The organism is Planktotalea sp. (genome assembly GCF_039984035.1).
In the GTDB taxonomy this organism is placed as follows: domain Bacteria; phylum Pseudomonadota; class Alphaproteobacteria; order Rhodobacterales; family Rhodobacteraceae; genus Planktotalea.
Genome location: NZ_JBDWVM010000147.1, coordinates 1 through 13,172, shown reverse-complemented (window position 1 = coordinate 13,172; position 13,172 = coordinate 1). Strand labels below are relative to the sequence as shown.

3 protein-coding genes are annotated in these 13,172 nt (G+C 56.5%); all 3 read right to left on the bottom strand.

Annotation, left to right across the window (positions count from 1 at the left end; all coding sequences use genetic code 11):
- Positions 1–142 precede the first annotated feature (142 nt).
- Entirely contained in the window at positions 143–6,754 is a 6,612-nt protein-coding gene (locus ABJQ89_RS06635; protein WP_348495481.1) for a type I polyketide synthase, read from the bottom strand.
- Positions 6,747–12,980, bottom strand: a complete 6,234-nt coding sequence (locus tag ABJQ89_RS06630) for a type I polyketide synthase (protein ID WP_348495480.1) — start codon at positions 12,978–12,980, stop codon at positions 6,747–6,749. The genes ABJQ89_RS06635 and ABJQ89_RS06630 overlap by 8 nt, the downstream gene beginning before the upstream one ends.
- The coding region (locus ABJQ89_RS06625; RefSeq protein ID WP_348495479.1) for a hypothetical protein at positions 12,977–13,172 on the bottom strand (196 nt) is incomplete at its 5' end. The genes ABJQ89_RS06630 and ABJQ89_RS06625, both read right to left, overlap by 4 nt.

Here is a 13,172-nt window from a genome sequence, read left to right as displayed (position 1 = left end):
ACGACGGCAATAGGCTCGGCGCGCGCGCGTTGGAGCGTGTCGTATTTTGACCGAATGTCGCGCAGCGCAAGCAAAGCGCGCCGCAGGGTTGCGTCTTGTGTTCCTGTATCGCCCTTGGCAGTCATTTTCGCGCCCTAATCGCCTAGTACCCAGCGTCGTTCAATTCATCGAGCAAGGATTGCTCGACGTCCGCGTCGCCCTCGTCTTCAAGCGCAGCCGTCTCTTGCACGAGCGGCTCGTCTTCAAACTCTTCCGGTGCGTCATCGCCAAGATCGAGCACTTCGGTCGCGATGTATTCAGCCACCGTTCGCAGGGTCGGGTAGTCAAACAACAATGTCGCGGGAAGCGGCGCGCCCAAGCTCGCTGTCAGCCCATTGCGCAACTCGACGGCCATCAAGGAGTCTAATCCGATTTCTTGCAACGGCACTGCGGGATCAATACGTGCGCTGGCTTCCAAGCCCAGAACGCGCAGGGCGTGTGCTTCGATCACATCCTGAACAGCCGCCGTTCGGTTGGCAGACGGCACACTGCGCAGCTCACTCATCAGCGCATCGCGTGCCGCTGGATCTGACGCAACGTTCGCGCTCGCACCAGTGGTTTTGCTTGAAAGCGCGCGCAGGATTGGCGGAACGGAGGCGCCATAAGGGGCAAGGAATTTGTCCCATTGCACGGGCATTAAAAAGTCTTGCCCCTTGCCGCGCGCCATCGCTTCATCCATCGCGATGACACCGTCAGATGGGTTAATCATCTGCACGCCGCGTTTGGTCAGCGCGCCAGTTTCATCTTCAAGACCCGCTGCCATGCCTGCGCCAGCCCAAGGGCCCCAATTGATTGCCAGACCTGCAAGCCCCTCAATGCGGCGCGCATGGGCAAGTGTGTCCAGATAGGCGTTGGCGGCTGCATAGTTCGATTGCCCAACAGAGCCCAAGATCGACGAAACGGATGAGAAGAGCACAAAGTGATCCAAGTCCATGTCGCGCGTTGCTTGATGAAGGTTCCATGCGCCGTTTACTTTCGGCTTGAGCACATGTTCGAAACTGTCATCGGTTTGCTGTAAAATAATCCCATCGCCGAGCACGCCAGCAGCATGGAAAACGCCAGCCAAGGGTGGCAGCGTCTCGGCTTCCATCGCGCCCAGAATGCGCGCGAGCGCGTCCTCATCTGCAACATCGCCGCGCAGATAATGGGCCGAGGCGCCAAGTGTTTCCAGCTTACTGAGGAGTGCCTTGGTTTTGTCATTTGCCTCAGAGCGACCCGTTAGAACCAGAGTTCCCGCACCGCTTTGGGCCAAGTGACTTGCGATTTCACATCCGATGCCGCCTGCACCGCCCGTAATGAGGTAGCTCGCATCCTTACGATAAAGATTTGCGATATCACTCGTGTCTTGTGTCACGTCCCGCGTCAGCACGATCTTCCCGATGTGACGGGCCTGCTGCATAAAGCGGAAGCCCTCAATGGAATCTTGCAGATCAAACATGCGAGTCGGAAGCGGCTTGAGCGCGCCGCTGGCGAATTCGCTTAGAACCTCAGTGAGGGCAGCGCCAACTTCGGCAGGTTTTTGCGCCACGAGATCATCCAAAGCGAAAGGCATGTAGCGCACACCCGGGGCCTCTTCTTCTGCTTTTTCCAGCGTCCAAAGGTCGGTTTTTCCGATCTCAACAAAGCGTCCACCCGGCTTCAAAAGCGACAGGCTATGATTGATCGCTTCCCCTGCGAGTGAGTTCAGAACCACATCGACGCCATCGGTTATCTTGCGAATATCATTTGCGAAATCCAATGCACGGGAGTCAAAGATGTGCTCCACCCCAAGTTGCCGTAGATAGACACGCTTTCGTGGACTACCAGCCGTCGTGAAGACCGTTGCACCCTTGGTCAGTGCGATTTGGATTGCGGCGATACCGACGCCGCCAGCACCCGCATGGATCAAGACACGCTCGCCTGCCTGTAAATCGCTCAAGACCCGCAATGCATAATGCGCGGTCAAAAAGGCGATGGGAACGCCCGCCGCTTCGGCAAAGTTCATGCCTTTTGGCAAGGGCGCGACAACGTCGGATTTGGCAATCGCTTCGGTGCGGAAACATCCCGGCACGATGGCCAAGACAGGATCGCCCACCTTCACATGTGTCACGTTTGCGCCGACGTCCAGCACAACGCCCGCGCATTCCCCGCCCAGTGGACCCGGATCGCCCGGGTACATACCCAATGCGTTCAGAACATCGCGGAAGTTAAGACCCGCGCCTCGAACCGAGATTTTTAACTCGTCAGGGCCGGGGGCTTCGACGGGGACGTTCGCAAGAATGAGATCATCGAGCTGCCCGCGCTGCGGAATTTGCAACTGCACAGACTCGCGCGCCAGTTTCATTTGCATTTCTGGATCGGATCGTACCAGCCGCGCTGTATGGCGTTGCCCATCGCGATACGCGATTTCATTTTCATCATCCGCACAACCGATGGCCTCGATCAGGGCTTCGACGGGGTCTTCCCAAAGCGCAGGATCGAGGTCGATCATAGAGCAATTCAGATCAGGTAATTCGTTTGCGACCACGCGGCCAAAGCCCCAAAGCGACGCTGCGCTTGCAGACAAAGGCGTTGCCGAACGTTTGACGGCCTGAGCTCCGCGCGTAACACACCAAAGTCTCGGCGCGCTGGACCCTTTGGTGATGTTTGAAATCGCTTGGACAATGTGCAAGCCAATCGTACTCGGATCGGGATGCAATGGCCCTTCGGCCTGCGCGCCGGGCTGCACCGCATCAAGCGACCAGAGATTTACCACCCCTTGCAACGTCGTGCTGCCCTTTGGCATCGCTTGTCGCATGGTATTTTCGATGGCTTTCTGGCTCTGCGGATCATGGCCGTTCACAGGCTTTGAGGCGGGATTGGCCACAAGCGAAACATTGGCGCCTTCTGCTTTCAAGTGGTTGGCAAGGTCACCGCCAATACCGCCATCGTCTGCCAGTATCAGCCAATCACCGCTGACATCTGTAGGCGCGCCTGCGGGCGACGGGCTCCAGTGCAGCGCATGTTCCCAATGGGTATCTTGAACACCAGCTGCGCGCATCAGTGCCATTCGCGTCGCACGTTTCAGGCGTGTGCCCTCAAGTCGCGCAATGCATGTCCCGTCGGCATCGTAGATGTCCACATCACCCGATAATGTCTCAGTCGCATCTGCTCCGTCACCGCGCAGACGTGCATCGCACCAAATGACGCGTGTTGCTTTGCCAAATAGCGTCAGTCGATCAACGCCCAAGGGCAGGTAGGTCGACCCTTCTTCCGGTGTTGGCATTGCAAGGCTGAGCGCCTGAAGACAGGCATCAAGCATAGCTGGATGCATTTCGCATGCGTCTGCATGAGCCGCGCAGCTCGTATCCAGTTCAATACGTGCAAGACCTTTGCCGACGCCCTTATGTAGCTCGCGAACCCCTTGGAACACAGGGCCATAATCAAGCCCGTTCTGCGTCATGAACGCATAATGTTCTTCGGGCGCGATACGCGTCTCACAGGCGTCTATTTGGTCTTGGATATCTATGTTGGCAGGTGTTTGAGACATGTCACGAGGGGCCAATGTCCCTGTCGCGTGACGCCGCCAAGGCGTGTCTGTTGAGGCATCCGTCGCCAAGCGAGAATATATGCCAAAGGTAAAGTCAGCGCCCTGCGTCGGGGAAATGACGGCTTGGAGCGTGACTGTCTCGCCCTCAGGCAACAGCAAGGGTTCTTCCAGCGCAACGCCAACAAGGTCGCGATCTTTGAGGCCGTGGGCCTTTGCCGCGGCAAGGCCAAGCTCCCAATAGCCAGTAGCGGGAAACAAGGTCGCTCCACACACCTTGTGATCGGTCAGGAAGGCGGGCGCATTCGCAGCGATGTTCGATTGGAACACAGCCTCGCGCCCAGCGGTTGGAATACGCGCGCCAAGCAGTGGGTGCGCGCCTGCTTTAGCGTTAGGCATCGAGAATGACATGGGCTGCGCTGACCCGCGCTCCGCCCAATATTCCTCACGTTCAAACGGGTAAGTTGGCAAGGATACTTTGCTTGCACGATGCTCAGCCAGTGCCGCTTGCCAATCGACATCAATGCCGCGCGCGAATAGCTTACTCATCGCTTCGTTCATCTGCGCGCGATCCGACTGACCGCGCCGCAAGGAAGAGGTCCAAAGGATTTTGGGATCACTCACAACTCCGCTGCCCATACCGCAAAGCGTAGGGTTTGGACCGATCTCTAGGAAGCTGTTGCAGCCTTGATCCGCGAGCGTGGATATCCCATCGGCAAAGAGCACAGGAGAGGCGGCATGGGCGCGCCAATAGTTGCCTCCAAGTTCATTTTCTTTGAGTGCTTCACCCGTGAGAGTTGATACGAACAAGGTGCGCGCGGGTGCATGGGCGATGCCATTGGCGGTTTGCTCAAGGTCGTCCAGCATCGGGTCCATCAATGGCGAATGGAACGCGTGAGAGACGGTCAACTCTTGAGTACGGATGCCGTTCGCTTCCAGCTCGGTGACGGCCTCGCTAACGGCAGCTCCTGCGCCAGAAATCACCACGAGTTTCGGTCCGTTGATTGCGGCAATGGCCAATTCATTGGAGCGCGTTTCGACGACTGATTGCACCGTTTTCGGATCAGCGAAGACGGCCGCCATTTGCCCGCCCGCAGGCAAGGCTTGCATCGCCGCGCCGCGCGCTGTGATAAGCGCGAGCCCTTCCTCTAGCGAAAAGACGCCAGCAGCATAGGCCGCCGCAAATTCGCCAACGCTATGACCCAGCACGGCGTAGGGGCGCACGCCGCGTTCGGCCCAAAGATCAACCAAGGCAACTTGCAAACAATAGAGCGCCGGTTGCGTCATACCGGTTTGATTGATCTGCTCAGCCTCGGAACTGCCGGGTTCTGCCAGCAAAATATCCTTGATTGAGGTTCCGCGTAGCGCAAGAAAAGCCTCTTCGCAGCGGTCTATGGTCGCTCTAAATGTAGTATGTTCTTCATACAGTCCACGTCCCATACCCGCGTATTGCGAGCCTTGTCCGGTGAACAAGAAGGCGGTTTTCGGTTGGTCGAACTCGGTTGGATCGCTTTTGAATAGGTTCTTGTGATCTGCGCCCTGTGCAGCGGCGTTTAATGCGTCTTGAATGCTTTGCTGATCGTTTGCGCACGCCACCAAGCGGTGCGAGAATTTTGAACGCCCCGTCGCGGCGGTAAAGGCCGCGTCAACAACAGAAGGCCCGTCTTTTGCATCAAGGGCCGTCGTTTGGAGCTTTGCCAGTTCTTGCAACGCACTTTGGGATTTCGCGGAGAGCGGATAGACAAGCGCGTCATTTGCTGGGGCAGGGACTTTCGGCGCTGCCGTTTTCGCAGGGGCATCAGCAACGATGATATGCGCGTTGGTGCCGCTAATTCCGAACGAACTCACGCCTGCGACGCGATTGCCCTTTGGCCAATCTCGTAGCTCCTTGACGACTTCAATCGGGCTGTCGCCAAGATCGATATGGGGGTTCCATTCTTTGAAATGCAAATGCGGCGGCAGTTGATCGTTTTGCATGGCCAAGATCACTTTGATCAAAGCGGCACTGCCCGCTGCGGATTCCAAATGGCCAATGTTTGTTTTGCTGGAGCCGATGAGCAACGGGTTATCTTCCCCGCGGTTTTTGCAAAGGGTATTAGAAAGCGCATGCACTTCGATGGGGTCGCCTAGTGGCGTGCCTGTACCGTGCGCTTCGATATAACCGACATCCTCGGGGGCAAGGCCCGCGTCATCCAAGGCGCTTCGCACAACGCGTTCTTGAGCGGGGCCGTTGGGAACCGTAAAACCACCGCTGCGCCCGTCGTGGTTGACAGCAGAACCGGCAAGCACGGCCAGCACACGGTCCCCGTCGCGCTCCGCATCGCTTAGGCGTTTCAGAACCAAGATTCCGCAGCCTTCACCGCGTGCATAGCCGTTCGCAGAGGAGTCGAAAGTCTTGCAACGGCCATCAGGCGAAATCGCTTGTAACTTGGAGAAATAGATCATCGGTTCTGGTTGCAGCAGCATGTTCGATCCACCCGCAAGGGCCAGATCACATTCGCCCCGTCGCAGAGACTGGATCGCAAGGTGCGTTGTGACCAAGGAGGACGAACAGGCTGTATCCACTGCCATGCTCGGACCTTCCAAGCCCATCACATAGGAAATTCGGCCTGCAGCAACACTGAATGTGATGCCCGTTCCAGAATAGGCATCGATCTTATTGATGTCTGATCCGTAGATCGTGTTTTGGGAATAATCCATCGCGCAAATGCCGACAAAAACACCTGTTAAGCTCCCCGAAAGCGTATCGGCGGCAATGCCTGCGTCTTCCAAAGCTTCCCAAGACACCTCAAGCAAAAGCCGATGTTGCGGATCGATGCTGGTGGCTTCACGAGGGGCGATGCCAAAGAAGACGGGATCATAGCTGCGTACTTCGTCCAAATAGCCACCGTGGCGGGTATATGTTTTGCCGGGGGCATTGGGGTCCTGATCATAAAACCCATCTATGTCCCACCGATTTTCTGGAATTGGTCCTGTCGCATCGATCCCATTGCGCAGTACATCCCAATAACCTGCGATATCATTTGCGCCGCCTGGCATGCGGCAGGACATACCCACAACCGCAATGGGTTCATTGTCTTGGTTTTCTAGTTCCGCAATGCGCTGCTTTTGATCATTCAACCGTTCGCGCATTTCGCGCATCACAATTGCGGCTTTGCGCATCGCATCCGCATCTGTTTGGCTTGGCTCGGTCTCGCGTTGCTTAGTCATTGTGCTTCTCCTCGTCCCAGCTCATGATTTCGTCCTGCAAAACCGCCGCCAATTGCGCCTCTGTGAGGTCATCAAAGTCGATGTCTTGGGACGGTTCGTTCAATGTGATGTGCGCATCTTTGGGTGGGGCAGATACGCCGCCGCCGTTTGATCCATTCCGCGCATTTGATGGCGTGGATGGTTCGGGGACAGCGTGCCATCCCAGTGCGTCATGCTCTAAATACTCAGCTAATTTGGTGATGCTCGGATAATCAAACAGCAGCGTTGAGGGCAGCCGCACACCGAGCGTTTCTGCAATCGTGTTGCGCAGCTCAACAGCGACGAGTGAATCCAGTCCCATATCCATCAAAGGGCTGTTCAAATCGATTTGTGCCCCATCGGTCCCCAAAGCGCGCGCCGCGAGATCGCGCACAGCGTCCAACATGGCGAGCGAGCGTTGCGCCAAAGGCAATGCTTCGAGTTCGAGGCGTAGCGCGCTGCTTTGCGCGTTTGCGGCTTCCTTCGTTTGCGCGCCTGAAACGAGCGCACTGAAATAGGGCGCGGTTCCCGCGACGATTGGACTGTCGACCAACCGCTGCCAATTTATCAAGGCCAAAGCCTCTTGCGGGCGTGCGCCAGACATCAACGCGCTGAGTTCTTGCAAAGCGGCGTTCGTGGAAAACGCGTTAACACCCCATTCGGTCATGCGCTTTTGTTCGGCTTCTGCCATGCGCGCGGCCATGCCAACGGACCAGCGTCCCCAGTTTACGCTGAGGGTAGGCAGGCCCAGTGACCGGCGGTGATGCGCCAAGGCATCTAAATAAGAATTGGCCGCCGCATAAGGCGCCTGAAATGCGACGCCAAGTATCGAGGCCACTGAGGAAAACATGACGAAATGATCAAGGCGCTCTCCGCTTGTCGCGTTGTGAAGGTTCCAAGCACCGGACACTTTGGGCGCGAGCACCTGCGCGAAGCGTTCAGCGCTTAAGGCGTTGATCGCACCGTCATCCAAAGCGCCCGCAAGATGGAACACACCGCGCAAACGCGGCCCTTGGTTTCGAATGCGATCCAAGAGCGCATGAACCTCCTTTTTATTGGCAATATCAGCTGGTTCAAACCGTACCTGTGCGCCTGCGTTTTCAAGGGAAGTAATCAAATCCTGCGTTTTTGCATCGAGCGCACGACGTGATGTGAGGACGATATGGCGCGCGCCTTGCTCTACAAGATGCGCAGCCAGAAGGTGCCCGATCTCACCGCTGCCACCTGTGATCAGATAGCTACCATCCTCGCGTAGGGCGCTGGTTTTGCCTGCGCTATGGCGGATCACGATCTTGCCGATATGCTGTGCCTTTTGCATGCGTCTGAACGCGGGCGAAAGGTCTTCGATATCGAAATTTTCAATGCGGGGTAGCTCCCAATGGCCGCATGCAAAATGATCGAGCACTTCAATCATCATCGCGCGGATCAGATCGCGCTCATGCTCTTGCAGGTGGTCCATTGCAATCACATGGTATTGGATCGTGGGGTATGTCTCTTTGACCTCTGCATCGCTCCAGATGCCGCCCTTTCCGATCTCTAGGAAAACGCCGCCCTCGCGTAGTGTGTCAAAGCTGGCGGGGATGAGATCGCCGCCGAGAGAGTTTAAAACAACGTCCACGCCTTCGCCATTGGTGGCGTTCAAAACGTCCTCGCGAAATTGATCAGAACGGGAGTCAAATACATGTTGTACGCCTTGATCGCGCAAGAATTGACGCTTGCGAGATGACCCTGCTGTCGCGAAAACTTCAGCGCCTTGTTTCAGGGCCAATTGCACGGCCGCTTGTCCCACGCCACCCGCAGCGGAGTGGATCAAAACACGTTGGCCTGCGGTCAGTTTGGCACAGTGTTTGAACGCGTAATGAACGGTCAAAAACACGATTGGCACTGCTGATGCCTCTTGCGCAGTGAGCGCGGCAGGTTTGGGTACGGTGAGCGCCGCAGGGGCAATAACATGCGAGGACAGCGCGCCATGCGAGACGCAAACGACGTTGTCTCCGATGTTGAAGTTTGCGACCTCGTCCCCTACAGCGACAATTTTCCCAGCGCATTCGCCCCCAAGCGGCGCGACCGCTCCAGGGTACATGCCAAGCGCCATCAGGACGTCTCTAAAATCGAGACTGCTTGCGTGGGTTTCGACCAAGACATCAGTTGGCCCTGGCGTTGGGATTTCAAACGTTTCCGGTTTGAGATCAGCCAGCAAACCAGAGCTTGGGGCGAGCACTTGATAAGCCTCTGTTTTCGCGACTTCATGTGCAACGCGTGAAAGACGCGCGCCATAGCGTGTGCCGTTGCGATAGGCGATTTGAGTTTCTGCATCGCCGCCTGTCATTTCATTGATGAGTTGGGCAGTGGATTGCGCCGATGTGCCAAAGTCCAGATCGACCAATCTGACATTCAACTCTGGATGCTCCGCAGCAAGTGATCTTGCAAATCCCCAGATGATGCCCCCGGAGGGGTGTTCTAAATCATCGAACACAGCTTGTGAGTGGTGGGTTGCAAATATCAGCGATGGGTTGGCGATGGCGTCGCTTTCAAGGAGCGCCTTGGCTAATTCCAAAGGCCCTGTGGCGGCGCGCTCACCGCGTTGTTTGGACAGGTAAAGAACACCTGCGAGCGGTGCGTTTTGCGCCGCTTTCGAAAGGAGAGTTTTGAATCCATTAAGATCATCACGTGCGATGCAGGCAGGTCCCGTGGAGTCGATTGCGCATTCCGTAGGATCATCAACCACGCGGGCGTGCAGGCAGCTGATGTTTTGATGCGAAAGGGCATCAGCGAGCGCTTGCGCGTCATCGCCGCCGTCATCCAACAAAAGCCATGCTGCGGCGTCTTGTGTTGTCAGAGTCTCCGATTGCTCTAGCGGGCAGGGTATCCAGTCCACTGCGTAGCGTGCAATCGACGACGCTCCCGAGGCGTTGCGCCCCGCATCCAAACGGATCGAACTCATGCCAAGGATTTCTGCAATCAACAGACCCTCATTGTTGTAAAGGCGCACATCGACATTGAGGTTCTCGCTTTTTTGATTTCCCGATTTCTCAGCGGAACGGAGCTGAATATGACCCCAAAGAGGACCTTCCAATGGATGGAATACGCGCATTTCTTCGGCGCCCATGGGCAGGAAAGCAGTGCCGTCGGGATAAGACAGCATTTCCAAACCGACGATTTGGAAACACGCATCAAGCAGGGCCGGATGAACGCTATACCCTTTGGTTTCAACGCCGAACTCTGTGGGGAGGTCGATGGAAGCAAGGCCTTGGCGCTCACCTTTGTTAAGGGTTTGCAAGCACTTGAAAACTTGCTCGTATTCTAATCCGCGTTCTTTTATTTTCTCATAGAAGGACGGGATTTCATGCGTGACTGGGCAGGCGCGCTTTAGCTCAGCAATGTCCTGAACAGGATGCACCTTTGCTGCGGTTTCGAGCTGTACACGCGCGACCGCATGGCGAACCCACTCTGATCCGTCGTCGCGATTATCGATCCGGCTGAAAATTTCGATCCGAAAGGCATGCACACCTGATTTTTCCACGCGCGTTTGCAAAACGGCGCTGCGATCATCCTCGGGCAGGACCAGGGCTTGCTGAAATTCGATCTCCGTTAGAACATGGGGTTTGCTTTCAAAAACATCGGACGCAGCCGCGACGAAAACTTCCAAGAAACCGCTGCCCGGGAACAACGCAGCGCCGCGAATGCGATGATCGCGCAGATAGGCGAGCGCGGGCGTGTTGAGGGCATTCTCATAGACTTTGGCCTCCCCCGCGAGATCGAGTGCGCGTCCGAGCAACGGGTGCAAAAGGGGGCTCTGCACTGAAAGAGACGCAGCTTGTGATGTGCTCGGTTCTATCCAATAGGTCTGATGTTCAAAGGGATAGGTCGGCAATGGCACGCGCCGGGCTGCGCGGTTTGCATAGGCCTCGCGCCAATCGACATTGATACCTTGCTCCCAAAGTTTGCCCGCTGAGACATCAAATTGATCATCTGCTGCATTCAAAAGGCACGGTAACCAAGTCATGCCTTGCCCTTTTCCGTTAGGTCGAACTGCCGAGCGTGGTTCGGCGCTTGAACTCATGTCGATGCCAAGTGTGAAGTCGTTCTGCATGAGCAGCTTAAGGCAATTTTCAAAGCCCTCTGTTTGAGTGTCTCGCGAAAGAATATCAGAGGCCGCAGGTACGGAGCCGACCTCTGTCAGCGTGCAATCATCCACCGACAAAAGAGGAATGCGCAGGGCTGAGAGCGCGTTTGAAACAACTTCGGTTTGCTCCAAGATCACGCCCGCGGCTTGTTTCGCGGCGAAATCCAACGCGCTTTCCATTGAAAGGGCGCCAGCCGCCCAGGCCGCTGCAAATTTCCCTGTTCCCGTGCCGAGTACCATGTCGGGATGAACGCCAAGCGAGGCCCAAAGTTCGACTAAGGCGATGTGCAGCGCGGTCGTCGCGGGAAGTGCCAAGTCAGCTTGTGCACTTTCGCTCCACATAGCGTGCATGATCGATTGACCAATCAGCGGGCGTAGAATGCTGTCGCACCGGTCAAGCGCATCACGAAACGCCGGATGGATTTCGTAAAGCTGCCGCCCGAGTGTGGGCAGCTCTGCTGCATGATCACCAAACAGAAACGCTAGCTTGGGGGTGTCGCCGTTCCTTTCGGCGTCGTTGCCAGTTGTTCCATGGGATTTAAGGTTTTCTACCAGTTCCGCAGTCGTGCGAGCAGCGCAAGCAATGCGGTGATTGAATGTCGCGCGGCCAGTTGCGGCCGTATAACAAATATCGCGCAGATCGACGGTTTGCGCTGTCGTTTGAAGGGTCGAATGATAGCTTGCGCGCAGCGTCTCTAGCGCGTCAGGGCTGCGCGCAGATAAGAGCAAAACATGTTGATCCGTTGATTGCTCAGGCCGCGGGGCAGGCATTGGCGCTTGCTCAAGAACGACATGGCAATTGGTGCCGCCAAATCCGAAAGAGCTGACACCGGCACGACGTGGCGCGCCTGCGGTTTTCCAAGGTGTCAGCTGAGAATTCACCCGAACAGGGCTATGTTCAAAGTCGATTTTTGGATTGGGTTTCGAAAAGCCGAGGCTCGGTGGAATTTCACCGTTTTGAACGGTGAGCACGGCTTTTATCAGTCCTGCGATACCAGCTGCGCACTCTAGATGCCCAAAGTTGGTCTTGATCGACCCAATCGCGCAATTGCCGATAGGGGCGCCGTCCATCGCGCGACCAAGGGCGGTGATTTCGATGGGATCGCCAAGACCCGTGCCCGTGCCATGGGCCTCAATGTAACCGAGATCACTGGGATCAATATCAGCCACCGCATGGGCGGTTTTGATCACATCAACCTGACCATCCACATTTGGCGCGGTGAACCATGCCTTTGATGATCCATCATTGTTGACCGCAGACCCCCGAATGATGGCGCGAATGTCGTCCCCCTGCTCAAGCGCGTCGTCTAGCCGTTTCAAAACCACGACCCCTGCGCCGCTACCCGGGAGCGTGCCGCCGGCCTCTGCATCAAATGCACGGCAATGACCATCTGGTGACAACATACTGCCGCCTTGGTTCATGTACCCCATGCGATGTGGCACGCGGATCGTGACGCCGCCCGCAAGCGCGAGATCACATTCGAAGGTCAGCAAGGATTGGCACGCGAGGTGCACCGAAACCAAAGACGTCGAACAGGCTGTCTGAACACCTAAAGCAGGGCCTGAGAGACCTAACTTATAGGCGACGCGACTGGGCAAGTAGTCTTTGTCATTAGCGACGAGGGTCGACAGATTAAAGTCAGCGCCGCTCTGATCGAGGCGGGCATGAAGGTTGTAGAGCAGATAGGTACTGGAACTACAGCCTGCAAAAACCCCAGCAGTGAGGCCGCTGTCTTTCGGATTGTAGCCCGCATCTTCCAAAGCGCTCCATGCGGTTTCCAAGAAGATACGATGCTGCGGGTCAAGCAGCTCAGCTTCGGGTCGCGGGATATCAAAAAGATCCGCGTCAAAGCCTGCGATGTCGTCTAAAACAGCCGCAGCCGGAACATAGGTTGGATCGTCCAACACATGTTGTGGAACACCGTTCTTGCGCAGCTCTTCGGGGGTAAACCATGTGACGGACTCAACGCCGTTGCGCAGGTTTTGCCACAGGCTTTCAACGTCAGGCGCACCGGGAAACCGCGCGCCCATTCCGACGATAGCAACAAAGCCGCTGGTGTCCGTGTCCTCTTCAAAGGTCATGCACGTTTCCTGATGTTTTGAAGGCGGGTTCTGCGTTTTTGCGCGCGGTTCGCTGTGTCATCACGCGTGCGACCAGAGAGGGCAGAGGCGAGCGAGCGAATGTTGGAATGGCTAAACATTTCAACGACAGGAACTTCGCGCTCCATGAAACCATTCATGCCGCGATGAATCCGAACGAAGTCGATGGATGTG

Coding starts and splice junctions, on each gene's coding strand:
- ABJQ89_RS06635 (WP_348495481.1), bottom strand. CDS start 6,754: ATGACTAAGCAACGCGAGACCGAGCCAAGCCAAACAGATGCGGATGCG.
- ABJQ89_RS06630 (WP_348495480.1), bottom strand. CDS start 12,980: ATGACCTTTGAAGAGGACACGGACACCAGCGGCTTTGTTGCTATCGTC.